This window comes from Streptomyces sp. NPDC046122, from assembly GCF_056429965.1.
The window spans coordinates 215,564-240,396 of record NZ_JBWKLQ010000006.1; the positions used below are offsets into that span (position 1 = coordinate 215,564).

At 72.9% G+C, this 24,833-nt stretch carries 26 protein-coding genes and 1 pseudogene; 9 read left to right on the forward strand and 18 right to left on the reverse strand.

Translation table 11 applies throughout. The features are described from left to right. Positions 1-5 precede the first annotated feature (5 nt). Positions 6-641 (forward strand): DedA family protein, encoded by a 636-nt coding sequence (locus tag AC07FK_RS19030; protein WP_479106054.1) that lies wholly within the window; start codon positions 6-8, stop codon positions 639-641. A gap of 7 nt (positions 642-648) precedes the next feature. Here AC07FK_RS19030 and AC07FK_RS19035 read toward each other — a convergent pair whose 3' ends face one another. The 4 genes from AC07FK_RS19035 to AC07FK_RS19050 all read right to left on the reverse strand — a co-directional run bounded on the left by AC07FK_RS19035 (position 649) and on the right by AC07FK_RS19050 (position 5,225). Further along, a complete protein-coding gene (locus AC07FK_RS19035; RefSeq protein ID WP_479106055.1) occupies positions 649-1,695 on the reverse strand; it encodes an MBL fold metallo-hydrolase in 1,047 nt (348 codons plus the stop codon). A 38-nt stretch (positions 1,696-1,733) separates the two neighbouring features. Continuing rightward, positions 1,734-2,951: an aminotransferase class I/II-fold pyridoxal phosphate-dependent enzyme gene (locus AC07FK_RS19040; protein WP_479106056.1), complete on the reverse strand. Its 1,218-nt coding sequence runs from the start codon at positions 2,949-2,951 to the stop codon at positions 1,734-1,736. 294 nt (positions 2,952-3,245) lie between these two features. After that, on the reverse strand, positions 3,246-4,475 hold the full coding sequence (locus tag AC07FK_RS19045; protein WP_479106057.1) for a sulfite oxidase: 1,230 nt from the start codon (positions 4,473-4,475) through the stop codon (positions 3,246-3,248). A gap of 42 nt (positions 4,476-4,517) precedes the next feature. After that, on the reverse strand, positions 4,518-5,225 hold the full coding sequence (locus AC07FK_RS19050) for an ANTAR domain-containing response regulator (protein ID WP_479106059.1): 708 nt from the start codon (positions 5,223-5,225) through the stop codon (positions 4,518-4,520). Positions 5,226-5,300: 75 nt separating this feature from the next. Here AC07FK_RS19050 and AC07FK_RS19055 point away from each other — a divergent pair, with 75 nt between their 5' ends. Beyond that, on the forward strand, positions 5,301-6,518 hold the full coding sequence (locus tag AC07FK_RS19055) for a PAS domain-containing protein (protein ID WP_479106060.1): 1,218 nt from the start codon (positions 5,301-5,303) through the stop codon (positions 6,516-6,518). Here the strand turns inward: AC07FK_RS19055 and AC07FK_RS19060 are convergent. Next, positions 6,466-7,260 (reverse strand): RNA polymerase sigma factor SigF, encoded by a 795-nt coding sequence (locus AC07FK_RS19060; RefSeq protein ID WP_479106061.1) that lies wholly within the window; start codon positions 7,258-7,260, stop codon positions 6,466-6,468. The two genes, AC07FK_RS19055 and AC07FK_RS19060, sit on opposite strands and share 53 nt — an antisense overlap. A 268-nt stretch (positions 7,261-7,528) precedes the next feature. Here AC07FK_RS19060 and AC07FK_RS19065 point away from each other — a divergent pair, with 268 nt between their 5' ends. The 3 genes from AC07FK_RS19065 to AC07FK_RS19075 all read left to right on the forward strand — a co-directional run bounded on the left by AC07FK_RS19065 (position 7,529) and on the right by AC07FK_RS19075 (position 10,655). After that, positions 7,529-9,334: a thiamine pyrophosphate-requiring protein gene (locus tag AC07FK_RS19065; RefSeq protein ID WP_479106062.1), complete on the forward strand. Its 1,806-nt coding sequence runs from the start codon at positions 7,529-7,531 to the stop codon at positions 9,332-9,334. A 264-nt stretch (positions 9,335-9,598) separates the two neighbouring features. Beyond that, a complete protein-coding gene (locus AC07FK_RS19070; protein WP_479106063.1) occupies positions 9,599-10,036 on the forward strand; it encodes a CBS domain-containing protein in 438 nt (145 codons plus the stop codon). A gap of 73 nt (positions 10,037-10,109) precedes the next feature. Continuing rightward, a complete protein-coding gene (locus AC07FK_RS19075; RefSeq protein ID WP_479106195.1) occupies positions 10,110-10,655 on the forward strand; it encodes a type 1 glutamine amidotransferase domain-containing protein in 546 nt (181 codons plus the stop codon). A gap of 75 nt (positions 10,656-10,730) precedes the next feature. Here the strand turns inward: AC07FK_RS19075 and AC07FK_RS19080 are convergent, their stop codons facing one another. Next, positions 10,731-11,336, reverse strand: a complete 606-nt coding sequence (locus AC07FK_RS19080) for a TIGR03086 family metal-binding protein (protein ID WP_479106064.1) — start codon at positions 11,334-11,336, stop codon at positions 10,731-10,733. A gap of 177 nt (positions 11,337-11,513) precedes the next feature. Here AC07FK_RS19080 and AC07FK_RS19085 point away from each other — a divergent pair, with 177 nt between their 5' ends. Then, positions 11,514-13,034, forward strand: coding sequence for a phosphatase PAP2 family protein (locus AC07FK_RS19085; protein WP_479106065.1), 1,521 nt, complete (start codon positions 11,514-11,516; stop codon positions 13,032-13,034). On the opposite strand, the gene AC07FK_RS19090 is transcribed toward AC07FK_RS19085, so the two are convergent. Next, the gene (locus AC07FK_RS19090; RefSeq protein ID WP_479106066.1) at positions 13,006-14,007 is read right to left on the reverse strand and encodes a cation diffusion facilitator family transporter; all 1,002 of its coding nucleotides are present in this window, start codon (positions 14,005-14,007) and stop codon (positions 13,006-13,008) included. The two genes, AC07FK_RS19085 and AC07FK_RS19090, sit on opposite strands and share 29 nt — an antisense overlap. A 68-nt stretch (positions 14,008-14,075) precedes the next feature. Between AC07FK_RS19090 and AC07FK_RS19095 the strand changes: the two genes are divergently transcribed. Further along, positions 14,076-14,246, forward strand: coding sequence for a hydrophobic protein (locus AC07FK_RS19095; protein ID WP_453407041.1), 171 nt, complete (start codon positions 14,076-14,078; stop codon positions 14,244-14,246). 61 nt (positions 14,247-14,307) lie between these two features. On the opposite strand, the gene AC07FK_RS19100 is transcribed toward AC07FK_RS19095, so the two are convergent. Genes AC07FK_RS19100 through AC07FK_RS19135 form a run of 8 tightly spaced genes read right to left on the reverse strand, consistent with a single transcriptional unit; the run spans position 14,308 to position 17,830 of the window. Continuing rightward, a complete protein-coding gene (locus AC07FK_RS19100) occupies positions 14,308-14,610 on the reverse strand; it encodes a gas vesicle protein K (RefSeq protein WP_479106067.1) in 303 nt (100 codons plus the stop codon). Further along, entirely contained in the window at positions 14,607-14,822 is a 216-nt protein-coding gene (locus AC07FK_RS19105) for a gas vesicle protein (protein ID WP_479106068.1), read from the reverse strand. Before AC07FK_RS19105 ends, AC07FK_RS19100 begins: the two co-directional genes overlap by 4 nt. Then, complete coding sequence (locus tag AC07FK_RS19110) at positions 14,819-15,634, reverse strand: GvpL/GvpF family gas vesicle protein (protein ID WP_479106069.1); 816 nt, start codon at positions 15,632-15,634, stop codon at positions 14,819-14,821. The genes AC07FK_RS19105 and AC07FK_RS19110 overlap by 4 nt, the downstream gene beginning before the upstream one ends. Further along, positions 15,631-16,002, reverse strand: a complete 372-nt coding sequence (locus AC07FK_RS19115; protein ID WP_479106070.1) for a gas vesicle protein — start codon at positions 16,000-16,002, stop codon at positions 15,631-15,633. Before AC07FK_RS19115 ends, AC07FK_RS19110 begins: the two co-directional genes overlap by 4 nt. A 40-nt stretch (positions 16,003-16,042) precedes the next feature. After that, complete coding sequence (locus AC07FK_RS19120) at positions 16,043-16,279, reverse strand: gas vesicle protein GvpG (protein WP_479106071.1); 237 nt, start codon at positions 16,277-16,279, stop codon at positions 16,043-16,045. Between the two features lie 6 nt (positions 16,280-16,285). After that, positions 16,286-17,002, reverse strand: coding sequence for a GvpL/GvpF family gas vesicle protein (locus AC07FK_RS19125; protein WP_479106072.1), 717 nt, complete (start codon positions 17,000-17,002; stop codon positions 16,286-16,288). Next, positions 16,999-17,430: a gas vesicle structural protein GvpA gene (locus tag AC07FK_RS19130; RefSeq protein WP_479106073.1), complete on the reverse strand. Its 432-nt coding sequence runs from the start codon at positions 17,428-17,430 to the stop codon at positions 16,999-17,001. Before AC07FK_RS19130 ends, AC07FK_RS19125 begins: the two co-directional genes overlap by 4 nt. Before the next feature lie 28 nt (positions 17,431-17,458). Further along, positions 17,459-17,830 (reverse strand): gas vesicle protein GvpO, encoded by a 372-nt coding sequence (locus tag AC07FK_RS19135; RefSeq protein WP_479106074.1) that lies wholly within the window; start codon positions 17,828-17,830, stop codon positions 17,459-17,461. Between the two features lie 88 nt (positions 17,831-17,918). Between AC07FK_RS19135 and AC07FK_RS19140 the strand changes: the two are divergent. After that, positions 17,919-19,394 (forward strand): annotated as a pseudogene (locus tag AC07FK_RS19140) (MFS transporter). A 13-nt stretch (positions 19,395-19,407) separates the two neighbouring features. Here the strand turns inward: AC07FK_RS19140 and ligD are convergent. The 3 genes from ligD to AC07FK_RS19155 form a co-directional block, all read right to left on the reverse strand. Beyond that, positions 19,408-20,322, reverse strand: coding sequence for a non-homologous end-joining DNA ligase (ligD, locus tag AC07FK_RS19145; RefSeq protein WP_479106075.1), 915 nt, complete (start codon positions 20,320-20,322; stop codon positions 19,408-19,410). A gap of 129 nt (positions 20,323-20,451) precedes the next feature. Further along, positions 20,452-22,314: a transketolase gene (locus AC07FK_RS19150; protein WP_479106076.1), complete on the reverse strand. Its 1,863-nt coding sequence runs from the start codon at positions 22,312-22,314 to the stop codon at positions 20,452-20,454. Between the two features lie 26 nt (positions 22,315-22,340). Continuing rightward, on the reverse strand, positions 22,341-23,693 hold the full coding sequence (locus AC07FK_RS19155; protein WP_479106077.1) for an NAD(P)/FAD-dependent oxidoreductase: 1,353 nt from the start codon (positions 23,691-23,693) through the stop codon (positions 22,341-22,343). A gap of 145 nt (positions 23,694-23,838) precedes the next feature. Here AC07FK_RS19155 and AC07FK_RS19160 point away from each other — a divergent pair, with 145 nt between their 5' ends. Then, positions 23,839-24,801 carry a TIGR03557 family F420-dependent LLM class oxidoreductase gene (locus AC07FK_RS19160; protein ID WP_479106078.1) on the forward strand — a complete coding sequence of 321 codons (963 nt, stop codon included), beginning with the start codon at positions 23,839-23,841 and terminating at the stop codon, positions 24,799-24,801. Positions 24,802-24,833: the final 32 nt, after the last annotated feature.

Sequence of the window (24,833 nt, forward strand, 5' to 3'; positions counted from 1 at the left end):
CCGGCGTGGCCCAGGCGGTGCAGGACACGCTGGGCCGGGTGGCGCAGCTGCCCCAGGAGTCGACGCAGCAGGCGGTCGGCTATCCGGCGCTCTTCCTGCTGGTGACGCTGGGGTCGCTGATACCGGTGGTGCCCACGGGGGCGCTGGTGAGCACGGCCGCCGTGGTGGCGTTCCATCACAGCGACCCGTTCGCGCTGCTGATCGTCTTCGCGCTGGCGGCGTCGGCCGCGTTCCTGGGGGACATCGCGCTGTACTGGCTCGGCCTGCGCGGGGTCCGTTCGAAGAACGGCTCGCGCCGGCTGGAGGCGCTGCGCGGCCGCGCCTCGCCCGAGCGCCTCGAGCAGGCGCGGAGCAAGCTGCACGAGCACAGGTCGCAGGTTTTGGTGCTCTCCCGGCTGGTTCCGGCCGGGCGGATCCCGGTGATGCTGGCATGCCTGCTGTCGCGGATGCCGATGCGCCGCTTCGCCCGTGGCGACGTACCGGCCTGTCTCGCCTGGGCGGCCGCGTACCAGCTGATCGGGATCCTCGGCGGCTCGCTCTTCCCCGAGCCGTGGCAGGGCGTGGTCGCGGCGGTGGCACTGACGCTGGCGATCGGCGCGGCGCCCGCGGTGTGGCGCAGGCTGCGCGGCACCGGGAACTGACGGCTCGTCAGAAGTCCAGCACGCGCGAGCCGCCGATCGGCAGGTCCCACAGTCCTTCGCGGGCGCGGCCCGCCCGCTCCCAGGCCGCGCGCACCCGGGTCAGCGGTTCCAGGACCGGCTCGGCGGAGAGGACGAACGTCCCCCAGTGCATGGGCGCCATGCGCGCGGCGCCGAGGTCCTCGCACGCCTGAACGGCCTCTTCCGGATCCGCGTGCACGTCACTGAGCCACCAGCGCGGGTCGTACGCGCCGATGGGCAGCAGCGCGAGGTCGATGCCGGGGTGTCGGACGCCGATCTCCTTGAACCAGTGGCCGTAGCCCGTGTCGCCCGCGAAGTACACCCGCCGGCCCTCGCCCCGCTCCTCGCTGAGCACCCAGCCGCCCCACAGGGTGCGGCAGGTGTCGGTGAGGGAGCGCTTGCTCCAGTGGTGGGCGGGGACGAAGTCGAAGCGCACTCCGCCCAGTTCGGCGCCCTCCCACCAGTCGAGCTCGGTGACCCGGGTGAAACCGCGGCGGCGGCACCAGCGGGCCAGACCGGCCGGGACGAAGAGCGGCGTGTCGTGCGGGAGCCGCTTGAGGGTGGGGGCGTCCAGGTGGTCGTAGTGGTTGTGGCTGATCACCACGGCGTCGATCTGCGGCAGGTCCTCCCAGCGGACGCCGACGGGCGTGACGCGGGTGGGCGTGCCGAGGATCTTCTGCGACCAGACGGGGTCGGTGAGGACCGTGAGCCCGCCTATGCGCACGACCCAACTGGCGTGCCCCGCCCAGGTGACGGCGAGGGTGGAGACGTCCGCGGCCGGCAGCGGGGCGGGCTCGTACGGCACCAGGGCGATGTCGCGCAGGCCCTCGGGGCCCGGGCGCAGCGCTCCCTCGCGGGCGAGTCTGGCGAACGCCTTGACGCCGGGGAGCGGGGTGGTGAGCCGGTCGGCGAACGACCGGGGCCAGGTGCGGATCTCGCCCAGGGGGCGGGGCGGGGCGAGTGTGGCGGGGCCGGCGAGGGAGCGGGCGGCGGTCCGCCCGGTCGGCTGCTCGGTCTGCTCTCGCGTCTCCGTCATCGAGGGGGCTCCGTTCGGTGGCGTGGGCCGGCTTGGGGTCAGCGAAGTTCGTCGAAGGCCGTTGCGAAGGTGGTCAACGCGCGGGCCACGTGCGGCAGTTCCAGTGGCTGTGCCGAAGTGAGGGACTCCAGACACTGCTCCGGGGTTGCTCCGAGCAGCGGAGCGGTCGCGATCCGTACGCGCAGACTGCCCATTTCGTCGCCGAACCGGTGGCCGCCCGGGACGGAGGCGCCGAGGCGTTCACTCAGGTAGTCCTCCAGTTCCATGGAGTCGGTGACCCGGCGGGCGGCGAGGCCGGCGCGCAGCGGGCCGAGGTCGGCGTACAGGTGGCGGCCCGCCTGGGGCGGACGGGCGAGCGCGCCGGAGGCGAGGATCACGCGGTGCGCGGCGGCCGCCACGCGCGCGTGCAGCGCGGCGGCGGTCCTGAGCCTGACGGCGACCGGCTCCGGCTCGCCCAGCGCGTACGTCGCCGCCTCGGCGACCGGCCCGGCGACGACCGCGCCGATCGCGGTCAGCAGGTCCAGGGTCCGGGCGTGGAGCGCGGCGCCGTACGCCGTGAGCGGGCAGCGGGCGACGGCGGCGGGCCAGCTCGCCGGGGTGTACGCGCCCGCCAGGTCGGCGAGCACGGTCACCTGGCCGGGGAACATCTCGGCGGGGCTGACGAACACCGTCTCGCGCGGCCGGTGCAGCGTGTCGAGCCAGGTCTCGTCGCTGATGACGTGCAGGCCCTCGGAGACGGCCGCCTCGCAGACCTCGTGCACGAGCTCGGGCGGGGCGACGGTGGCCGTCGGGTCGTCGGGGACGCTGAGCAGCAGCAGGCGCGGGTCGCCGCCCTCGTCGCGGACCCGTCGTACGGTCTCCAGCAGCGCGAACGGGTCGGTCACCCCGCCGCACTCGGCCGGCGCGGGCACGTGGTACGCCCCCCGGCCGAGCATCGTGGCCTGCGGCACCCACCAGGCCGGGCAGGGCCGGGGCAGCAGGACGTCCCCGCCGACGGCGGCCATCAGCGCGAACAGCAGCGGCTGCGCGCCGGACGCGACGACCACGGACCGCGCCTCGGTCTGCAGCCCGCGGCGCCACCAGTACGCGGCGGCGGCGGCGCGCAGGGCCGGTCCGCCGCCGGGGGGCTCGGTGTGGGTGCGCCCCGCGGCCGCGGAGAGGACGGCGGACAGCTCGGGCAGTACGGGCAGGCCGGGACCGGGGGCGAGCGGCCCGTACCGGACGGGGCCGCGCCCCTCCTCGACCGTCCGCTGCATGCGGTCACCTCCACGCCGATCGGCTGGCCCTGTATACGGTTATACGGGTGGTTCCCGTACGGCGCTTGCGGGGCGGAGCCCCGCCGGTGATCCCGCCCCCGGGCCGGTGGACGGCGGTCACCGGGCGGACTTGATCTCCGCCGGGCACAGCTCACGTTCCCCGGGGAAGCCCGAGCATGCGCACGTCAGCATGGCCGCGGAAGCCGGTTGCGTGCCCCCCGGGGGCGCGGCGCGGCCTCCGCGCATGGGGGGCGCACGCGGGCGCGCGTCCGGGCCGCTGTCCGTCGGCGCCTTTCACTCCACGGTGACCCGGTGGCATACGACCGCGTCGAAGAGATACCCCTGGGTGTTGTGCACCGAGGTCGCGGGCTGGGTGGTGCCCCGCACGTCCGTGGCGCGGGCCAGCAGTTCGGCCGGGCCCTCCCGGCGAGGGCGCCAGGGGACCGACCAGCGGACCCAGCCGTCCCGGTGCGGGGTGTCCCGCAGTTCCGCGCGGCGCCAGTGGGCGCCGCCGTCCGTGCTGACCTCCACCGTGCGCACGGCCGCCGCCGCCGACCAGGAACGGCCGGTCAGGCGGTGGGTCCTGCCCGGCGCGAATACCGCGCCGGGCGCGAACTCGAACATGCTTTTGATCGTCTGGCGGGTGAGCGGGGCGCTCCCCTCCGGCGGATACGCCGCGCCGAACAGCCGGTAGTACTGCGTGGTCCACGGCGACGCCAGCGGCGTGTCGCTCACCTCGATGTCCCCGAGCCACTTGACGGACGCGATGCCGACCCAGGACGGCGCGACGACGCGCACGGGAAAGCCGTGGTCGTACGGCAGGGGCTCGCCGTTCATCTCGTACGCCAGGATCACGTCGTCCATCGCCTTGGCGACCGGCATCGGGCGGCGCGGCCGGCCGAGGCCGACCCCGTCGGCGACGAACTCGTCGTCCAGACCGCGCGGCATCACGTCGACCGCGCGGTCGCTGATCCCGGCGCGCCGCAGTACGTCGGCGAGCCGCACCCCGCGCCAGCGGGCCGCCCCGACCGCGCCGAGGGTCCAGGGGGTGCCGGTGACGGGCTGCCCCTGCTGGGTGGCGTAGTAGGCGCGGCCGTTGCCGGCGCATTCCAGGACGGCGGTGCGGGTGACGGAGGGCAGGGAGCGCAGCTGCCCGTACGTGAACTCGACCGGACCGCCGCGCAGCCCGCTGCCCCACACCGTCAGCCGCCACCCGGACTCCCCCAGCCGCGGGGTGGAGGTGTGGTTGCGTACGAAGAACCGGTCGGCGGGGGTGAGCACGCCCGTCCCGGCGAAGGCGGCGACGTCGGTCTCGGCGTTGGTGCCGCGGATCGTGAACACGCCGGCCGGCAGCGGCTTGACGATGCCCGGCGCCCCGGCGGCCCCGGAGGGGGACGCGACCGCCGGCGCGGCGGCCGCCCACTGCGCCGCGACGGGCGTCGCGGCGAGGAGCTTCAGCAGGTCGCGGCGGTCCACCCCGCCCGCTCCGGTGGGGTGGTGGCCCGGACTCGTCGCAGCGCTCATCGCGTCACTCCTCGCACGTCACAGCGGACAGGAGGGGCGATCCTAGGGGCGCCGCGCGAGCCGGACCAGAGCGCTTTCCAGGCCATGTCCCCTGCCCTCGACGACCGACTCCGCGACCTCCGACAGCTTGCGGTTCGACCGCTGGGACAGCTGCCGGAGGACCCCGAACGCCTCCGCGCTGTCGCAGCGCAGTACGTGCATCACGATGCCGCTGGCCTGGTCGATGACGGTGCGCGAGTGCAGCGCCGTCTCCAGCTGGCCCACTTCGGCCAGGGCCGCGCGGTAGCGCCGGTCGCGGACCAGCCCGGCGGTCACCTGTTCGCCCAGGACGCCCACGGGGCCGTACGCCGCGCGCTCCAGGGAGCCGGGGCGGAAACCGTAGAGGCTGACGGTGACCTCGATGCCGCTGCGGCAGAACGGGATGGTCACGCTGGCCCGTACGCCGGAGTCGAGCGCCAGGGCCCGGTACTCCGGCCACCGGTCGTCCTTCAGCAGGTCCTGCGCGTCCACCGGCGCCCCCCGGTCGAGCGCGGCCGGAATCGGCCCGTCCCCCACGGCGAGCTGGACCGAGGCGAGCGCGGCCAGGTCGGGGTGGGTCGCCGTGGTGCGCCGCTCGGCGCCCGTGTCCGCTATCGTCGCCACGGCCCCGCAGCTGGCCGGGGCGCAGCGCGCCGACTGCCGCGCCAGCTCGGAGAGCGTGCGCACCGGGGAGTCGGGTCCGGGGCCGTGGACTTCCTGTTCGGACACCATGGCGGGGTTCTCCCTTCCCAGTGCGGCTTCCCGCGACCCGGTCCGCAAAACCGCCGGACCCGTTAGCTTTCTCGTATGACGCAGACGGACGACTTCGGCGCGGAGCTGGCAGATTTCGTCAGACGGGTCGGCGAGTTGAGGGCCGCGCGCGCCCTGCCACCCGACGAGCACCCCGCCGTCCTGGATGCGGCTCTCTTCGAACTCCGGCACGTGGCCGACACCTTGTGGCCCCGCTACGAGCAGCTCAAGGCGGCGGCGCCGGACGCCGCGTCCCCGGACCGGCTGGAGCGACAGGAGCGACAGCTCCTCAAGGCCCTGTTCCAGCGGCTGCCGGTGCCGGTCGCCCTGGTGGACAGGGACACCGTCGTACGGCGCATGAACTTCGCCGCCACCGGGCTCACCGGCGTACGCGCCGGGTATGCGACCGGGCGCCCGCTGGCGGCGCTGCTGAACCCGGCGGACCGGGCGGCGCTGCGGTCGCAGACCGCCGCGGTGGCGCGCGGCGAGGGCGACCGGAGTCTGTCGGTCCATCTTCAGCAGCGGCCGGACGAAAGGCTGCTGGCCACCTTGACCGCGCTGCGCCCGCCGGACGAGGCACATCCTGCGGTGCTCGTCGCCTTCCAGAGCGGGGTGTACGGCGGCGCGCGTCCGCCGGCGGGCGCCGCCGTAGCGGGGCGGCGCCCCGCGCTGCCTGACCTCCGGGAGACGACCCGCTCCGCGGAGCGCCTGGACCTCGTCGACGCGATGATGACCGCGCTGCTGTCCGTCGCTCCCGGGGACGCGGCGGCCGCCCTGGAGAGCGCCGCACGGGTGCTGCACGGCCGTTTCGCCGACTGGGTGGTCGCCGACGTCGTCGCAGGTCAGCCGCTCAAGCGCACGCTGGTGCTGGGGCCCGGCGGGCCGGGCGACGAGGCCCTCGCGCAGATACTGGCCGGGCAGGACCCGGCCGGGTGTCCACTGGTGACGGAGGCGGCGCGGGGCGGTTCCGCGGCCCTCCAGGTGCGGCCGGAGGACACGGACGGCTTCGGGCACGATTCAGCGGGTGATCCGGTGCTGGTGCGGGCGGACGTCACGTCACTGCTGTGCGTGCCGCTGACGGCTCCGGGCGCCGACGGCGCCGGGACCTGGTCCGCCGGGCCGGTCCAGGGGGTGCTCACCCTGTTCCGCACGGGCGCGCGGCGGGCGTTCTCCATGGCGGAGGGCCAGGTCGTGGACCTGATGTCCCGCCACGTGGCGCTCGCTATGCGGCGTCCCGCAGGGCCTCGTCGCGAAGGCGGGTACAGCAGCGGCTGATCAGCCGGGAGACGTGCATCTGGGAGAGGCCGAGGTCCTCGGCGATGCTGCTCTGCGTCATGTCGCGGAAGAAGCGCATGTAGAGGATCTTCTTCTCCCGCTCGGGGAGCCTGTTGAGGGCCGGCTTGACGGCCTCGCGGTCGACGACGGTGTCGAGCGCGCTGTCGGGGCCGCCGAGGGCGTCGCTGAGCGAGTACCCGTCGCCCGTGCCGGGCAGCTGGGCGTCGAGGGACAGCGCGGTGAAGGAGTCCAGCGCCTCCAGCCCCGTGAGCGCCTCCTCCTCGGTCATGCCGGCCTTCTCGGCGATCTCCGCGACGGTGGGGGCGGGGCCCGACACGGTCGCGGACAGCTCCTGGCTGGCGGCGCGGACGCGGTTGCGGAGGTCCTGGACGCGACGCGGTACGTGCAGGGTCCACATGTGGTCGCGGAAGTGGCGCTTGATCTCGCCGGTGATCGTCGGCACGGCGTAGCTCTCGAAGGCGGAGCCGTGCTCCGGGTCGTACCGGTCGACGGCCTTGACCAGGCCGAGCGCGGCCACCTGGCGCAGGTCCTCGATGGCCTCACCGCGATTGCGGAACCGCCCGGCGAGCCGGTCGGCCATCGGCAGCCAGGCGTTCACGATCTCCTGGCGCAGCGCGTCCCGCTCCTCGCCCTCCGGCATGGCACACAGACGGCGGAAGGCCTCGGTGGTGTCGGGGGCGTCGTGGTGCGGGTGCGTCCTGCGGACGGTGGTGGTACGCATCTTCGTTGCAACTCCCTGAACGGTGCAGACGGCGGACGGGTGTCACCGCGGGGAGGTCTCGCAGGGAACTCCGGACGCGACACGCCCGGAGCGTCTGACTGCCGCTCCCACGGACGTGCCTCCGGTCCGAAGCACATGGAGCACGTGCCCCCGCTTCGGAAGGGCAAACGGGTCGGGTTTCGCGACGGGCCGGTTTCCCTGTCCGTATGCCTGGTACCCGGCATGGTGCTGCCCTTTTTCACGCGCACGCCCCCTAGGAGGCCCTCGTATGAGCACCGACGTTGCCGACCGGATCCTGTCGCGCCTGCGCGAATGGGGAGTGGAGTGCGTCTTCGGCTATCCGGGTGACGGCATCAACGGCCTGCTGGCGGCCTGGGGGCGCGCCGGCGACCAGCCCCGCTTCATCCAGTCCCGGCACGAGGAGATGTCCGCGTTCGAAGCGGTCGGGTACGCGAAGTTCGGCAACCGGCTCGGCGTGTGCGTGGCGACCTCGGGTCCCGGCGCGATCCACCTCCTGAACGGCCTGTACGACGCCAAGCTCGACCATGTGCCGGTCGTCGCCATCGTCGGGCAGACCGCGCGCAGCGCGATGGGCGGCTCGTACCAGCAGGAGGTCGATCTGCACACGCTGTTCAAGGACGTCGCCTCCGACTTCGTCGAGACGGTGACGGTGCCGGAGCAGTTGCCGAACGTCCTGGACCGGGCGATCCGCACGGCGTACGCCCGGCGCTGTCCCACGGCGGTCATCGTGCCGGCGGACGTCCAGGAGCTGGAGTACACGCCCCCGCCGCACGCCTTCAAGATGGTCCCTTCCAGCCTGGACCGCAGCAGCTGGACCGCGATGCCGTCGCCGGACGCGCTGCGGCGGGCGGCGGACGTGCTCAACGCCGGCGACAAGGTGGCGATCCTGGCCGGTCAGGGCGCTGCGGGCGCGCGGGCCGAAGTCGCGGAGGTCGCGGAACTGCTGGGCGCGGGCGTCGCGAAGGCGCTGCTGGGCAAGGACGTGCTGTCGGACGAGCTGCCGTACGTCACGGGGTCCGTCGGGCTGCTCGGCACCCGCCCGTCGTACGAGATGATGCGCGACTGCGACACGCTGCTGACGATCGGCTCCAGCTTCCCGTACTCCCAGTTCCTCCCCGAGTTCGGCAAGGCGCGGGCCGTGCAGATCGACATTGATCCGCACATGATCGGTATGCGCTACCCGTACGAGGTGAACCTGGTCGGCGACGCCCGGGCGACGCTGCGCGAGCTGATCCCGCTGCTGCGGCGCAACGAGGCGCGGGACTGGTTCGACGAGATCTGCGCGGGCGTCGAGCGGTGGACGGAGATCATGGAACGCCGGGCCGCCCTGTCCGCCGATCCGGTCAACCCGGAGTACGTGGCGGCGGCGCTGTCACCGCTGCTGCCGGACCACGCGATGGTGACGGCCGACTCGGGCTCGGCCACCAACTGGTTCGCGCGCCACGTGCGCCTGCGGGGCGACATGCGGGCGTCGCTGTCGGGGACGCTGGCCACGATGGGGTGCGGTGTGCCGTACGCGATCGGGGCGAAGTTCGCGCACCCGAACCGCCCGGCGATCGCGCTCGTCGGTGACGGGGCGATGCAGATGAACGGCATGGCGGAGCTGATCTCGGTCGCCAGGTACCGGCATCTGTGGGAGGACCCGCGCCTGGTGGTCGCCGTCTACAACAACCGGGACCTGAACCAGGTGACCTGGGAGCTGCGGGCGATGGGCGGCGCGCCGTCCTTCCTGCCGTCGCAGTCGCTTCCGGACGTGTCGTACGCGGCGTTCGCCGAGTCCATCGGCCTCACCGGGATCCGGGTGGAGAAGCCGGAGGACGTGGAGGGCGCGTGGCGGACCGCGCTGGAGGCGGAGGGTCCCGTCGTACTGGACTTCGTCACCGACCCGTCGGTGCCGCCGATTCCGCCGCACGCCACCTGGGAGCAGATCGAGGCCACGGCCTCGGCGCTGCTGAAGGGCGACGCCGACGGGGCGGCGGTGATGAAGCAGGGCCTGAAGGCGAAGTTCCAGGAGTTCCTGCCGGGCAGCCCGAGGCCCGGCGCGGACGACTGACGCACGGCGCCGGGGGCGGGGCGCCCCCGGCGCGGGCAGAACTCCGGGCGCGTCCCGCGCCGCCGCCGTTCGAAGCGGTGCGGGAACGCGCCCGGAGGTCGTCCCTCTTCCCAAGTGGCCGCTCGGGCCACGCACCGGGTCCCCCGTGCGGCGGCGCTCAAACACCGGGAGCCGGCGGACGGTCCGCGGATGTTTGCCGTCCGCGCGACGGGTACCCGCGCCGGTAGCCGACAGCGCGAGTGAACAGAGATGAGGCGGACAGCCATGGCCCAGTACGTGAGGGAAGTGATGACGGCGGGTGTCGCGGCGGTGCGGCCCGACGCCTCGCTCGTGGAGGCGGCGCAGCTGATGCGCGCGCAGGACATCGGTGATGTGCTGGTGGCGCAGGACAACCAGCTGATCGGTGTGCTCACCGACCGGGACATCGCCCTGCGCGCTGTCGCGGACGGCTTCGACCCCCTCACCGTCAACGTCCAGTCCGTGTGCACGCCGGCGCCGGTGTGCGTCGGGCCGGACGACGAGGTGTCGACGGCCGTCACCCTGATGCGCCAGCACGCCGTCAGGCGGCTGCCGGTCGTCGAGGACGGCTTCCCGCTCGGCGTGGTGAGCCTCGGTGACCTCGCGGAGTTCCAGGACCCCCGGTCGACGCTCGCGGACATCAGCAGGTCGGCGCCCAGCCCGGGCCCCGGGACCGGCTTCTGAGGCAGGGCGGACCGCGGGCGGCGGACGCAGCACCAGGACAGGACAGGACACGCAGTACCAGGAAAGGAGCATGATGCGGATCGCGTTTCTCGTGGCGCCGGAGGGCGTCGAACAGGTCGAACTCACCGAGCCCTGGCAGGCGGTGACCGACACGGGTGACACGCCCCGGCTGGTCTCCACGAAGCCCGGCAGCATCCAGGCCCTCAACCACCTCGACAGGGCGGACACCTTCCCCGTCGACCAGGTGGTCGGCGACGCGTCGGTGGAGGAGTACGGCGGCCTGGTGCTCCCGGGCGGCGTCGCGAACCCGGACTTCCTGCGCATGGACGGGAAGGCGGTGGAGTTCGTTCGCGCCTTCTTCGACGCGGGCAAGCCGGTCGCGTCCATCTGCCACGGGCCCTGGACGCTCGTCGAGGCGGACGTGGTGCGCGGCAGGACGCTGACCTCGTGGCCGAGTCTGCGTACGGACATCCGCAACGCGGGCGGCACCTGGGTCGACGAGCAGGTCAAGGTCTGCGAAGCGACGCCCGCCACGCTGATCACCAGCCGCAAGCCGGACGACCTGAAGGCGTTCTGCACCGCCTTCACCGAGGAGTTCGCCCGGGCCGCCAAGTCCTAGCCGCACCGTGTACGGCTCCCGGCCCGGCCCGTGGGGGGCCGGGCCGGCTCCGTCGCGTACCGGTCGTGGGGCGGGTCAGACGCGGCGGCCCAGCAGGGACAGCAGCTTGGTCTGCGCGTCGGCTCCGGGAGGCGGCTCCACCGGAGCGGCGAACAGGCCGCTCTTCTCCAGTTCGGCGGAGTACGGCCCCACTTCGCGCACCGCGAAGTCCACCAGCTCGTCGGGCAGCCGGTCGTCGGCGCCGATGCCCCGCGCCAGGTCCCACGCGTGCACCACCAGGTCGGCCACCATCTGCGAGCAGTACGCCGCGCACGGAGTCGGCCCGTACGACAGTTCCACGGTCCGCTCCAGCGCTCCCGGCGCCGCGAACGCCTCGCGCGCGGCGGCCGCCGCGCGGTCCCAGGCGGCCACCGGGTCGTCGCCCAGCGCGTCCCCGTCGGGATCGAAGCCGAAGGAGCCGTCGGCGCCCTCGCCGGTCGAGCGGCCCTCGGTCACCAGCGGGGGCACCCACAGCTGTTCGACCGTCAGATGGTTGACCAGATCGCGCACCGACCACGCGGTGCAGGGGGTCGCCGCCTGCCACTGGTCGTCGCGTACGGCGTGCACGTGCCGGCCGAAGAGGGCGAGCGCCTCGCCGTGGCGGGTGAGGAGCGGGTTCTGTTGCGAGTCGGTGGTGTTCATGGTTCACCTTCGGGTACGCGCCGTGCGCGTCCCGTCAGACATCCCGGGAAGGCGACCGGACCGCTCATTCCTCACCCCACTGTACGAACGTCCCGGGCCGCCGGGGACCTGAGGCCGCTCGAGTGTGCCGGGCGCCGCCGTTGATTCGGAACGGTTCGGGACGGGTACTCGCGTGCCATGTCTTCCGCGTTTTCAGGACCCGCGCACGTACCGCCCCGGCCGTCGGGGCGGATCGCCTCCTGGCTGAGCGCCCGCGACCGTTCGCTCTTCCACGGAGTGGCGACCCATCACTGGCCCGGCGCGGACCGCGTCCTGCCGCGCCTGAGTCACGGCGCCAACCACGGTGTGCTGTGGTTCGGCACGGCCGCCGCGATAGCCGCCGCAGGCGGCAGCACCCGCGCCCGCCGGGCCGCCGTGCGCGGCGTCGCCTCGCTCGCCCTGGCCTCCCTCACCGTCAACACCGTGGGCAAGCGTTCGGTACGGCGGGTGCGGCCCGTCCTGGACGCCGTGCCGCTGATCCGGCAGCTCAAGCGCCAGCCGATCACTACCTCCTTCCCCTCCGGGCACTCCGCCTCCGCCGCCGCCTTCGCGACGGGCGTGGCGCTGGAGTCCCGGGCCTGGGGCGCGGTCGTGGCCCCGATCGCCGCGTCGGTCGCCTTCTCCCGCATCTATACGGGCGCGCACTACCCCAGTGACGTGCTGGTCGGCGCGGCGCTGGGCGTCGGCGCGGCGTTCGCGGTGCGCGGGCTCGTACCGACGCGGGCGCAGATCCCGGCCCCGGGCAGGCCCTACACCGAAGCGCCCGCGCTGCCCGGCGGTCAGGGCCTGGTCGTCGTCGTGAACCGGCGCTCGGGTTCCGCCGCCGCCAAGGCCGCGCTCGTACGGGACGCGCTGCCGCACGCCGAGGTCGTCGAGTGCGAGCCTGACGCGGTGCCGGACGCGCTGGAGAAGGCCGCCCGGGAGGGCCGGGCGATCGGCGTCTGCGGCGGGGACGGCACGGTCAACCGGGCCGCGGTGGTCGCGGCCGACAGCGGGGTGCCGCTGGCGGTGTTCCCCGGCGGCACGCTGAACCACTTCGCCTACGACCTGGGCATCGAGGAGGTGCAGGACACCTGCCGGGCCCTGGCGGCCGGCGACGCGGTCAAGGTGGACCTGGGCCGGTTCACGCCGGGCCCCGGCCCGGACGGCGAGCCGGGGCACTTCCTCAACACCTTCAGCCTGGGCGTGTATCCGGAGCTGGTGCGGATCAGGGAGCACTGGGCCCCGCGCATCGGCGGCTGGCCCGCCGGAGTGCTGGCGGCGGCCAAGGTGCTGCGCGACGAGCGGCCGCTGGAGGCCGAGATCGGTGAGCACAAGGGGCGCCGGCGCGCCCTGTGGATGCTCTTCGCCGGCAACGGCATGTACCAGCGCTTCGGCCCGACCCCCGGCCGGCGTCACAACCTGGCCGACGGACTGCTCGACGTGCGCGTGGTGCACGGCGGGCGGCTGCCCGGCCTGCGGCTGCTGGCCGCCGCGCTGGCCGGGCCGCTGAGCCGCTCCCCCGTGCACGCGGCGCAGCGGCTGCGCAAGGTGTGGATCTCGGACCTCGCGCCGGGCACGCTGCTCGCGTACGACGGGGAAGTGGCTCAGGCGCCGCCGGAGTTCGTCATCGACAAGGCCGACGAAGCGCTCACCGTCTACCGTCCGCTTCCCTTGTAGCGACCCCGGCGGAGACCTCGGAGGGGCCCGGTGAAACGCCTTCCGGGAGGTCGCCCGGGGCGGCGTCGGAAGGGGCCTCCGTCACGTCGAGAAAGACCTGGTCGGCTCGCGGCCAGGTCTTTTTCACGGACTTCTTGATGCGCACGCAGACCAGCTCGACCTCCTCGCTGTCCAGACCGGGCATCAGGTCGACGCGGGCGGCCACCAGGAGCGAGTCGAGCCCCAGTTGCATGGTCAGCAGCTCGGCGACGTTGTCGATCTCGGGCTGGGCCTCGACGAGCCGCCGGATGTCCGCCCGCAGTTCGGGGTCCGCGGCCTCGCCGACGAGCTGGGCACGGGCGTCCCGGCCGAGCCGGTAGGCGACGTACCCGAGCAGCAGGCCGATGGAGAAGGACGCGACGGCCTCGTAGACCGGGTCCCCGGTCCCCATGTGGAGTCCCATGCCGGCGGCGGCGAGGAGCACGCCGACCACGGCCGTGCCGTCCTCGGCGACGACCGTGCGCAGGGCGGGGTCCTCGCCGATTCCGGCGCCCGGCTGACGGCGCGCCTGGTAGAGGGCGCGGGCCAGGGACGTGCCCTCGGCGAGCAGGGCGACGCCGAGGACGGCGAGCCCGGCGACGTAACCGGTGTGCGACGTCTCGCCGTCCGGTCCGCTCAGGGCCTCGAAGCCCTGGAAGACCGAGAAGCAGCCGCCCATGACGAAGATGCCGACGGCGGCGAGCAGGGACCAGAAGTAGCGCTCCTTGCCGTAGCCGAAGGGGTGTTTCCGGTCGGCCGGCCGCCGGCTGCGGTGCAGGGCGGCGAGCAGGAAGACCTCGTTGACGCTGTCCGCGACGGAGTGGGCCGCCTCGGAGAGGAGGGCGGGTGACCCCGACGCCAGTCCGCCGACCGTTTTCGCGGCGGCGATGACGAGATTCGCGGCGAGTGCCACCAAAACGGTGTTCCGGGTCTTGCGGTCGGATTTTCCGGTCACAGGGGCTCTCCGGGCGCGCGGTGTACGAGGAGATTTCGAGGGCACTCGGAGATCAGGAGGTACACACCATGGTTCCTATTCTTCTGGTTCTTCTTCTGGCACTGATTCTCTTCGGTGCCGGCTTCGCGATTAAGGTGCTCTGGTACATCGCGATCGCGGTATTGGTCATCTGGCTTCTCGGTTTCCTGCTGCGCAGCACGTCACCCTCTGGAGGCAGGTCGCGTTGGTACCGATGGTAGGTAAAACGAGATGAGCGGGGCGGCGGCCTTCGGGCCGCCGCCCCATTTCTCTTTCCTGCCTTTACCGTTCGCCCTTGGGCAGCAGCGGCCCCAGGGGCCCGAGGTCGATGTTGAGGTCCTCGGGTTCGAGCCCGAAGCGGGTGCGCAGGACGTCCATGCGGTCCTCCAGGAGCATCAGCGTCATGCCGATCCGCTCCTCCTGGTCCTCGGTCAGGTCGCCGGTCTCGACCCGCCGCAGCGCCTGACGCTCCATCAGCTGCCGGAGCAGCTCCACGACCGTCAGGACGAGTTTGACGAGGTCCCGTTCGACGGTGTCGGCGTCCAGCTCGACACGGCGGCGCCCTTCGGTGGTCTCGGCGGTCACAGGGACTCCTCCTCCTCGAACGGGGACGGCACGTTGACGTTGACGGAGCTGATGAGGGCGTTGAGGTCGACGCGTACGAGGTCGACGTCCGCGATGCGCAGGGTCAGGTCGCCCGTGATCACGACTCCGCCGGCCAGCAGCCGGTCCAGGAGGTCGACGAGGGCGAGCTGGCGCTGCGCGAGGGGGCCGGCGTCGGTGGGCTGCGCCGTCATCGGCCCGCCCCCGCCTCTTCCCGGCCGGTCTGCCCGGCCTGCCCGGCGAAGGAGTACGGGGCCCACGGACCGGTGAGTTCCACCCGTACGCCGCGCTCCTGGGGCGTCAGCCGGCCGACCTCCGCCACGAACTCCTCGCCGCGCTCGCGCGGCACCAGGTACGCCGCGTTGAGGACGTTCTGCCCGCGCGCCTCCGAGAGCCGGGAGTCCTGCGGGCGGTGCAGGACGGCGGCCTGCGCGCGCCCGGAGAGTTCCGCGTGCAGCGAGCGCGAGAGCGCTTCGGCGCGCTCCCACACCCCTTCGCGGGCCTGACGGCTGCTCAGACGCCGGCGCAGGTAGTCGCGGCCGGTCGCGGGCCGCTCCCCGGACGCGTCGGGACCCTCAACGGACCCGGTCCGGGGAGCCGGTTCCGGCTCGGGTTCGGCGTACACCTTGACGCCCCACTCGACCCGGCCGTCCAGCCGCTCCAGGGTCGTCACGAAGCGGTCGTGGCCCGCTTCGAGGAGCCTGCGCACGCCGCTGTCGTCCAGGCACACGGTGGCCAGGCGCAGCGGCACCGCGCAGGTCACGGCGGTCATGGCGCCGACGACCGCCTCATGGGCGCGGGCGGTGGCGGTGAGCCAGTCGAGGTCCTCCAGGCGCTTCTTGAGCGGCGCCTCCGCGAAGTCCTCGGCCGGCACCGGGCCGACCACGGCGACGAGGTCGCCGTGGTGCAGCAGCCGGGGCGGCTCACCGCCGACGCCGCGCACCCCCTCCGGGAGTACGCCGTCGAAGGGCCGGGTGACCGCGTACACGTAACGCAGTTCGTTCATGCCTCGTCGTCCTTGCGCTCTTCGCGTGCGGGCGCCGCCTCCAGGCGCTCCTCCCGGGCGGGCGCCGCCTCCAGGTCGGCGATGCGCCGCTGCAGTCGTTCGTTCTCCTCCGCGAGTTCACGGCGGCGGGCGCCGGAGGAGAGGGACGGGTCGTCCTCCCACCAGTCGATGCCCATTTCCTTCGCCTTGTCGACGGAGGCGACGATCAGACGCAGCTTGATGGTGAGGAGTTCGATGTCCAGGAGATTGATCTTGATGTCTCCCGCGATGACGACCCCTTTGTCCAGTACGCGCTCCAGGATGTCGGCGAGATTCGCGCCGCCGCCGTCGGAGCCGTACGGGTCGGGAAGTCTGTTGGGGGTCGTCATCGGCGGCCCCGGCTTCCGCAGTCCGCGCTTTCACGGTATTTCATGGTGCCGGGTTCCTCTGCTCCAGCCGGTCGAGGAGTTCGTCCTCGCGGCGGTCGAATTCGGCCTCGTCTATCTCTCCGGCCTCGAGCCGGCGCTCCAGGGCCGAGAGTTCACGCTGGATGGCCGACGGATCGTAGTACTGCCGCTCCGCCTCCGTGACCACCTGCCGCAGCACCCAGGAGGTGCCGCGGACAGGGGCCAGGGGCAGGAGGAGCAGCTCTCCCAGGAGGCCCATCGGCCGTCACTCCACGAAGCTGTAGGGGGGCAGCGGGCCGTTCACCTGGAGGACGAGGTGGGGGTGCTCCTTGCGCAGGGCGTCCACCGCCTCCACGAAGTCCGCCGTGCGGTCGCGGTCGACGAGGAACGAGACGTTCGCCAGCCAGCCGCTGCTGTCCGGGCCGGGGCTGACGTCTCCCGCCGCCCCTTCCAGGGCTTGCCGTACCAGCTCGCCGTCGCGCTTCTCGCGCTGCTGCACCGCCGCCACGACGCGCTCGCCGAGCCGCAGCTTCTGCTCGTACGAGCCGCCGCCCGCCGCCCGGTTGGCCTCGTTGAGGGCGCGCAGTTCGGCATCGTCGGCCAGCACCTGGTGCAGGACGGCCTCCTCGTCGTGCGATGCCTTGACGTTGTACTCGACCTTGTTGTCGAGCGCGTCGAGCCGCTCCAGGTAGTGCTTCTCCCGCTCGGCGAGCACGCTGCGCACCGACTCGTCGTCGGTCGACAGGCTGCCGAAGCGCATCGGAAGCACCGATCCCACGGCGCCCGCCTCGGCCAGCACCGTCTGGTGCGCGAGCAGGTCGCGGCGCTTGGGCCTGAGGTCCTCGGGCGCGTCGCTGACCAGGGCGGTCAGCTCACCTGTCCGCAGGGCCCGTACGGGCATCGGCGGGTCGCCGACCCCGTTCGTCGGCTCGGGCAGTTCGGGGTGGTCACCGCGTGCGATGCCGTAGACGTACGTACTCACTCCTGCTCCTCCTTCCGGCGGGACGTGCTGCTGCGGCGGCTGCTCGACCGCGACTCGGCCTTCTCCTCGTCACCGCCGCGGGCCTGCTGGAACGCGCCCGAGATGGTTTCGGCGGCGCCGGACAGCGCGCCCTTGGACTTGCCCCTGGCGCCGGACTCGGTGACCTCGCCGACGATCTCGGGGAGGCCGGGGCTCTTGTTGGCGCCGGTTTCGAGGTCGAGGCGGTTACAGGCTTCGGCGAAGCGCAGGTACGTGTCGACGCTCGCCACGACGACACGGATGTCGATCTTGAGGATTTCGATGCCGACCAGGGAGACGCGTACGAACGCGTCGATCACGAGCCCCCGGTCGAGGACGAGCTCCAGGACGTCGTAGAGGCCGCTGGTACCGCCGCCGCCTCCGCCTTGCTGTGCCGGGACTACTGTCATGCTGACCGGCCCTCCTTAGTGTGGGTGTCTATGAACGGTCCGCCCTGCCGCGCTCGTAGCGGCGGACGCGCCGGTAGCCGGTGAGCGCTCCATGGGCGTCGAGCGTGACTTCGTACGACGCCAGGAGGCTCATGGTGTCGGGGACGCGGGCCAGTTCGAGAACCTCGACGCACAACACCCAGCCGTCGTCCTCCGTACGTTCGAAGGAAGAGACCGACTCCGCCTCCATGCCGATGAGTTCCGCCAGTTGTGCCCGCGCTTCGCGCAGCACCTCCATCGGGCCCGGCAGGGCTTCCGTCTTCTTCTGTGTCCTGCTCTGCGAACTCTCGTCGTTCTTCGGTTCATTGTCGGATGCATCGGACGTATCAGACTTTCCGGCTGTACCGGATGTATTTGCCATTGCAGCCTCCGTCTTCGGGTTTCCCGTGGCGCCGGGTCCAAACTCCCCGGCGCCTGAGCGTTGTTCGATTCTGTCCGGGTACCCGCGTGTGGTGACATCAACGGACACCGGGGTGATTCGCACCCGCATTCCGGCGAGCCTCGACCGCCTCCCGTGGTCACCGTGGCACTGGCGCATCGTCATCGGCCTCGGCACGGTATGGGTCCTCGACGGTCTCGAAGTGACCATCGTCGGCAACATCGTGGGCCGCCTCGCCGAGGAAGGCAGCGGCATCGACATCACCACCGTTCAGGTGACCACTTGGGCAGCTGCCCTCTATGTCGCCGGGGCATGCGTGGGCGCGCTCTTCTTCGGCCGGCTCACCGACATCTACGGCCGCAGGAAACTGTTCGTGATCACGCTGGCCGTGTACCTCGCCGCGACGGCCGCGACGGCGTTCTCCGAGACCGCGTGGTACTTCTTCGTCTGCCGCTTCTTCACCGGTTTCGGCATCGGCGGTGAGTACGCGGCGATCAACTCGGCCATCGACGAGCTGATCCCGGGCCGACTGCGCGGCCGCATCGACCTCATCATCAACGGCACGTTCTGGGCCGGCGCGGCGCTCGGCGCGCTCGCCTCCGTCGCCCTGCTCGACACGGACCTGTTCGCCAAGGACCTCGGCTGGCGGCTGGCGTTCGCGACGGGTGTGGTGCTGGGGCTCGGCATCCTGCTCGTCCGCCGCCACGTGCCGGAGAGCCCGCGCTGGCTGTTCATCCGCGGCCGGGTGGAAGAGGCGGACCGGATCGTCGACGATGTGGAGCGGCGAATGGCCGAGGAGACCGGCAAGCGGCTCGCCGTGCCGGACGAGGAGATCGCCATCCGGCAGCGGGCGTCCATCGGCTTCGGCACCATCGTGCGCACGGTCTTCGCCCAGTACCGGGGGCGCACCGCGCTCGGCCTGTCGCTCTTCATCGGGCAGGCGTTCCTCTACAACTCGGTCACCTTCGGCTACGCCGTCATCCTGACCGAGTTCTTCGACGTGCCGGTCGGCTCGACGGCGTACTACTTCGCGGTGATAGCCGTCGGCAATCTGCTCGGCCCGCTGGTCCTCGGCCACTTCTTCGACAGCGTCGGGCGCGTGCCCATGATCGCCGGAACGTACATCGTGTCGGGGCTGCTGCTGTTCGGCACGGCGTACCTCTTCCAGCAGGGCGCGCTGTCGGCCGTGACGCTCACCGCCTGCTGGTGCGCGGTGCTGTTCTTCGCCTCGGCGGGCGCGAGTTCGGCCTAGCTGACGGTCAGTGAGGTCTTTCCGCTGGAGACGCGCGCGATGTGCATCTCGTTCTTCTACGCCGTCGGCACCGCCCTCGGCGGCATCACCGGGCCCCTGCTCTTCAACGGCCTGGTGAGCAGCGGGGAGCGCGCCGACACGACGCTGGCGTTCTGCGTCGGCGCGGCGCTGATGGTCGCCGCCGGGCTGGTCGAGTCGGTGCTGGGCGTGCGCAGCGAGCGCAGGAGCCTGGAGTCGATCGCCGCGCCGCTCAGCGCGGTGACGGAACCCGGTCCGGCCGGCCGGACCGCCTGAACGCCGGGCCCGGTCAGCGCAGGGCGCGCAGACGCCCGCGCGCCGGGCCCAGCGCGCGGCCCCTGGCCGTGACGCCCGACCAGGGGTTCGAGCGGGCCTGCTCCAGTACGCCGTCGACGTCGGTCAACGACCAGCTGCGGGCGGTGAGTTCCTTGTCGTCGAGCTGCTCCCAGGACACCGGCGCGGCGACCGGCGCGCCTTCGGCGGCGCGGACCGACCAGGGCGCGACGGCCGTCTGGGCGTACGCGTTGCGCCCGACGTCCAGGAAGAGCCGGCCGCCGCGGGCCGCCTTGCGCACGGCCGTCGTCAGCTCGTCGGGACGCCGCTCGGCCAGCGTCTCGGCGACGTCCCGGGCGAAAGCGCGGGAGTCGTCGAACGGGGTGTTCCCGTCGAGGGGCACGATCACGTGCAGGCCCTTGGAGCCGGTGGTCATGAGCGTGGACGGCAGCCGCAGCTGGTCGAGGAGCTCACCGAGCCGGTACGCCGCCTCCCGCACGGCGGGGAAGTCGTCCCCCGGCGGGTCCAGGTCGAAGACCAGCCGGTCGGGCCGGTCCACGCGGTCCGACCGGGAGAGCCAGCGGTGGAAGGCCAGGCACGCCTGGTCCGCCAGGAAGACGAGGGTGGCGCTGTTGTCGCACACGGTGTGCGTGACGGTGCCGCCCTCCTTGGCGACGCGGACCCGGCGCACCCAGTCGGGGTAGTGCCCGGGCGTGTCCTTCTGCATGAAGCGCGGGCCGTCCGTGCCGTCGGGCCGGCGGTCCAGCATCAGGGGCCGGTCGCGGAGCTGGGGCACCATGAACGCCGCCACCCGCCGGTAGTAGTCGGCGAGGTCGCCCTTGGTGAGACCGCTGTCGGGGAAGAGCACCTTCCCGGGGCGGTGGACGGTCACCGTGCGGTGCCCGGCCCTGACGGTCGTGGTGTCGCTCATCGTCCCTCTCCTGGGCTCGTTCCGGCCTGCTGCGGGGCGCGGCGGCGCCCGTACGGAAGCGGGCCCGCACGGCGCGGGGAGGGTGGCGGGATGTTCAGGGCATCCCGCCACCCACCCCCCGCCGCGCTCTCACCGTACGACCACCTTCTCCGCAAGGAGCTTCACGGCGGCCGCGATCGAGTCGGCGTCGATTCCGGCGGCGCTCAGCTGCTCCTGTTCGGTGGCCGAACCGGGCATGTTCCCCACCGCCAGGCGGACCAGCCGCGGCGCCGGGCGGCCGTCGGAGAACACCTCGGCGACCGCGTCGCCCAGGCCGCCCTCGGGGTGGTGGTCCTCGACCGTCACCAGGCAACCGGTGCGCTCCGCCGCCTCCTGCACGGCCGCCTCGTCGACAGGCTTGACCGAGTACAGGTCGACGACCCGGACCGGCAGCCCGTCCGCCGCGAGCAGGTCCGCGGCGCGCAGGGCCTCGTGGACCGTCACCCCGGCCGCGATCAGCGTCAGTTTGTCGTCGTCGCCGGAGCGCAGCAGCTTGCTGCCGCCGACGGGGAACTCCTCGTCAGGCCCGTAGATGACGGGCATCGCGCCCCGGCTGGTGCGCAGGTAGCGCACGCCGCGGCTGTGCGCGTCGCCCTCCGCCATCGCGGCGACGAGCCGGGCGGTCTGGTTGGCGTCGCACGGGTACAGGACGGTGCTGCCGTGGACGGCGCGGAAGAGCGCGAGGTCTTCGAGCCCCATCTGCGAGGGTCCGTCCTCGCCGATGGCGACCCCGGCGTGCGAACCGACGAGGTTGATGCCTGCCCTGCTGACCGCCGCCATGCGGACGAAGTCGTGCGCGCGGCTCAGGAACGCCGCGAAGGACGAGGCGTACGGGACGTAACCCCGTGTCTGCATCCCGACGGCGGCCGCGACCAGTTGCTGCTCCGCGATGTAGCACTCGAAGAACCGGTCGGGATGCTCCTTGGCGAAGAACTGCGACCGGGTGGAGTCGCTCACCTCGCCGTCGAGGGCCACGACGTCGCCGCGTGCGGTTCCGAGCGCGGCGAGCGCCTCGCCGTAGGCATTGCGCGTGGCGACCTCGTCGCCCTTCTCGTAGCGCGGGAGCTCCGGTTCGCCCTTGCGCGCGCCGAGCAGCGCGGAGACCGACGCGGCGGCCGGCTTGCGTACCTCCACCTGGACGAAGTGGGGCCCGCCGAGCTCCTCGATCGCGTTCCCGGCGTCCTTCAGGGGCTTGCCGTGCATGCCTTCCTTGTCCTCCACGGCTGCGACGCCGCGCCCCTTGCGGGTACGGGCGATCACGGCGGTGGGCCGGCCCGTGGTCGAGCGCGCCTCGTCGAAGGCGGCGTCGACCGCCTCGACGTCGTGGCCGTCCACCTCGACGGTGTGCCAGCCGAACGCGTGCAGCCGGCGGCTGTAGGCCCCCAGGTCCCACTCGTGGCGGGTGGGTCCGCGCTGGCCGAGCCGGTTGACGTCGATGACCAGGGTGAGGTTGTCGAGGTGCTCGTGGGCCGCGTGCTCGACGGCCTCCCACACCGACCCCTCCGCCATCTCGCTGTCGCCGCTGAGCACCCACACGCGGTACGGAGCACGGTCCAGCCGCTTGCCCGCCAGCGCCACTCCGACGCCGACCGGCAACCCCTGCCCGAGCGAGCCGGTCGCCACGTCCACCCACGGGAGCCTGGGCGTGGGGTGCCCTTCGAGGCGGCTGCCGCGCCGCCGGTAGGTCAGCAACTCCTCGTCGTCGACGACACCGACCGCCCGGTACATCGCGTACAGCAGCGGCGAGGCGTGGCCCTTGGAGAGGATCAGCCGGTCGTTGCCCGGATGGTCGGGCCGGTCGAAGTCGTAGCGCAGATGGCCGCCGAGGAGTACGGCCGCGAGGTCCGCCGCCGACATCGACGACGTCGGATGGCCCGACTGCGCGGCGTCGGCGGCCCGTACCGCGTCCACCCTGAGCTGCTGTCCGAGCCGGCTGAACTGTTCGCTGTCCATGTCACTCCCTGTGGTCGCTCCCGTGGTCACCCGTCGGGTTCACTCTGCTCCGGACGGCCCGGCCCGGCGGGGACCCTGGCCAGTTCCGGTGACGCCGTGTCGAGCGGCACCGACCAGGACCGGACGAGCCCCAGCTGCACGGCCTGGCGCGGCAGTACGGCGTCGAGCATCCAGTCGGCGGCGACCCGCACCCGGTTCCCCGGCATGGCGGCGAGGTGGTAGCCGCGCGTGACGGCGCCCGCGACCGGGCCGGACAGGGGCACGCCGAGCGGGTTGGCGGCGGCCTTGACGCCGCCGAGGTCGACGGCGAATCCGAGGTCGTTGTGCTTGTAGGGCCGCGCCTCCCCGTACCCGAGGGAGGCGGCGACGTTGCGGCCGGCCGTCTTCCCCTGCCGGGCCGCGTGCTGCGCGGTCATCGGGGTGAACTCCCCCGGCCGGGTCAGATCGGGCACGGCCGCGGCGTCGCCGCAGGCGAAGACCTCCGGGTGGCCCGGCACGTTGAGGGTCGGCTCGACGAGCAGGCGTCCGCGTTCGACGGGCAGGCCCACCTCGGAGACCAGGGGGTCGGGGCGTACGCCGACGCACCAGACCAGCGTCCTCGTGTGGACGAACTCCCCGTCGTCCAGCAGGACTCCGTCACGGGTGGCCTCCTTCACGGAGGTCCCCGTCCGTACGTCGACCCCGCGTCCGCGCAGCACCTTGTCGGCCGTGTCCGACAGGCGGCGGTCGAGTTCGGGCAGGACGCGCGGCGCGATGTCCAGGAGCAGCCAGCGCGGTTTGTGCGCGGCGTGCCGCCAGGGGCGCTGCTTGCGGACGAGGGCGTCGGTGAACATCTGACCCTGGGCGGCGACCTCGGTGCCGGTGTAGCCGGCGCCGACGACGACGAAGGTGCAGCGCGCGGCGCACTCGTCCGGGTCGCCGGCGGCAGCGGCCAGTTCGATCTGGCGGGTCACGTGGTCGCGCAGGTAGAGCGCCTCCGGCAGGCCGCGGAAGCCGTGGGCGTGTTCGGCGACGCCGGGGACCGGCAGGAGCTTGTTGACACTGCCGACGGCCAGCACGAGCCGGTCGTACTCCAGCTCGCCCTTGTCGTCCTCGGGGCCGGTGTAGTGCACGCGCCGGGCCGCGAGGTCGACGTGGTCCGCCTCACCGAGCACCAGCCGCACGCGGGGCAGCGTCCCGGGCAGCGAGACCGTCACCCGGCGCGGTTCGAGGATGCCGGCGGCGACCTGCGGCAGCAGGGGGAGATAGAGGAAGTAGTCGGTGGGGTTGAGCAGCACGATCTCGGCGTTGTCCCTGAGCTGCCGGGAAAGGGACTTCGCGGCCTGGTGGCCGGCGAAGCCCGCTCCGACGATGACGACGCGGGGACGGTTTCGGGTCACTGCGTTCACCTCGTGGACGGGGCGGGTGCGGTGGACCTTCCCGGTGCCCCCGTCCCCCGGGGCCAAACACCGGGCGGTGCGGGTTTCCCGGCCTACGCGGTGGTTACCCGCCGTTCAGGAATCGCTCGCCCGGGAGGCACCCCCCATGACCGAGTACGGATACTTCCTGTCGACCGAGGAGTTCCGGCCCGCCGAACTCGTGGAGCAGGCGCGGATGGCCGAGCAGGCCGGCTTCCAGGCGTTGTGGATCTCCGACCACTACCACCCGTGGAACGAGGCGCAGGGTCAGAGCCCCTTCGTCTGGTCGGTGATCGGCGCGCTGTCCGAGGCGGTCTCGCTGCCCGTGCAGACGGCGGTCACCTGTCCGACCGTACGGATGCACCCGGCCGTGGTGGCGCAGGCGGCGGCCACGGCGGCCGTACAGCTCGGCGAGGGCCGGTTCCGGCTCGGCGTCGGCAGCGGCGAGGCGCTCAACGAGCACATCCTGGGCGGCGCGTGGCCCAGCGCGCGGGTGCGGCTGGAGATGCTGGAAGAGGCCGTGCTGCTGATCCGCAACCTCTTCGACGGCAACGAGGTCAGCCACGAGGGCAAGCACTACACGGTGGAGAACGCCCGGCTCTACACCGTGCCGGAGGAGCCCGTGCCCATCGACGTCTCGGCGTTCGGCCCCAAGGCCATGTCCCTCGCGTCTCGCGTCGGCGACGGCCTGATCACCATGGCGCCCGACGAGCAGGCGGTGAAGCGCTTCCGGGACGGCGGCGGGGGCGGCAAGCCGGTGAGCGGCGGGACGAAGGTCTGTTACGGCCCGGACCGCGACGAGGCCGTCCGGACGGCGCACCGGCTGTGGCCCAGCGATCAACTCCCGGGCGAGCTGGGCCAGGTGCTGCCTTCGCCGCGCCACTTCGAACAGGCGTCGTCCCTGGTCACCGAGGACATGGTCGCCGCGAACGTGGTCTGCGGCGACGACGTCGACGCGCACGTGCGCGGGCTGCTGGCCTACGCCGACGCGGGTTTCGACCGGGCGTACGTGAACCAGATCGGTCCCGACCAGCGCGGGTTCTTCGACTTCTACCGCACGAAGGTGCTGCCGCAGGTCCTGGGGACATGACGCGCCCCGGCCCGCCCCCCCACCCCCCCACC

Coding starts and splice junctions, on each gene's coding strand:
- AC07FK_RS19150 (WP_479106076.1), bottom strand. CDS start 22,314: ATGGACAGCGAACAGTTCAGCCGGCTCGGACAGCAGCTCAGGGTGGAC.
- AC07FK_RS19115 (WP_479106070.1), bottom strand. CDS start 16,002: ATGACGACCCCCAACAGACTTCCCGACCCGTACGGCTCCGACGGCGGC.
- ligD (WP_479106075.1), bottom strand. CDS start 20,322: ATGAGCGACACCACGACCGTCAGGGCCGGGCACCGCACGGTGACCGTC.
- AC07FK_RS19160 (WP_479106078.1), top strand. CDS start 23,839: ATGACCGAGTACGGATACTTCCTGTCGACCGAGGAGTTCCGGCCCGCC.
- AC07FK_RS19120 (WP_479106071.1), bottom strand. CDS start 16,279: ATGGGCCTCCTGGGAGAGCTGCTCCTCCTGCCCCTGGCCCCTGTCCGC.
- AC07FK_RS19060 (WP_479106061.1), bottom strand. CDS start 7,260: ATGCGTACCACCACCGTCCGCAGGACGCACCCGCACCACGACGCCCCC.
- AC07FK_RS19110 (WP_479106069.1), bottom strand. CDS start 15,634: ATGAACGAACTGCGTTACGTGTACGCGGTCACCCGGCCCTTCGACGGC.
- AC07FK_RS19130 (WP_479106073.1), bottom strand. CDS start 17,430: ATGACAGTAGTCCCGGCACAGCAAGGCGGAGGCGGCGGCGGTACCAGC.
- AC07FK_RS19135 (WP_479106074.1), bottom strand. CDS start 17,830: ATGGCAAATACATCCGGTACAGCCGGAAAGTCTGATACGTCCGATGCA.
- AC07FK_RS19055 (WP_479106060.1), top strand. CDS start 5,301: ATGACGCAGACGGACGACTTCGGCGCGGAGCTGGCAGATTTCGTCAGA.
- AC07FK_RS19105 (WP_479106068.1), bottom strand. CDS start 14,822: ATGACGGCGCAGCCCACCGACGCCGGCCCCCTCGCGCAGCGCCAGCTC.
- AC07FK_RS19045 (WP_479106057.1), bottom strand. CDS start 4,475: ATGAGCGCTGCGACGAGTCCGGGCCACCACCCCACCGGAGCGGGCGGG.
- AC07FK_RS19050 (WP_479106059.1), bottom strand. CDS start 5,225: ATGGTGTCCGAACAGGAAGTCCACGGCCCCGGACCCGACTCCCCGGTG.
- AC07FK_RS19080 (WP_479106064.1), bottom strand. CDS start 11,336: ATGAACACCACCGACTCGCAACAGAACCCGCTCCTCACCCGCCACGGC.
- AC07FK_RS19065 (WP_479106062.1), top strand. CDS start 7,529: ATGAGCACCGACGTTGCCGACCGGATCCTGTCGCGCCTGCGCGAATGG.
- AC07FK_RS19070 (WP_479106063.1), top strand. CDS start 9,599: ATGGCCCAGTACGTGAGGGAAGTGATGACGGCGGGTGTCGCGGCGGTG.
- AC07FK_RS19035 (WP_479106055.1), bottom strand. CDS start 1,695: ATGACGGAGACGCGAGAGCAGACCGAGCAGCCGACCGGGCGGACCGCC.
- AC07FK_RS19075 (WP_479106195.1), top strand. CDS start 10,110: ATGCGGATCGCGTTTCTCGTGGCGCCGGAGGGCGTCGAACAGGTCGAA.
- AC07FK_RS19085 (WP_479106065.1), top strand. CDS start 11,514: ATGTCTTCCGCGTTTTCAGGACCCGCGCACGTACCGCCCCGGCCGTCG.
- AC07FK_RS19095 (WP_453407041.1), top strand. CDS start 14,076: ATGGTTCCTATTCTTCTGGTTCTTCTTCTGGCACTGATTCTCTTCGGT.
- AC07FK_RS19040 (WP_479106056.1), bottom strand. CDS start 2,951: ATGCAGCGGACGGTCGAGGAGGGGCGCGGCCCCGTCCGGTACGGGCCG.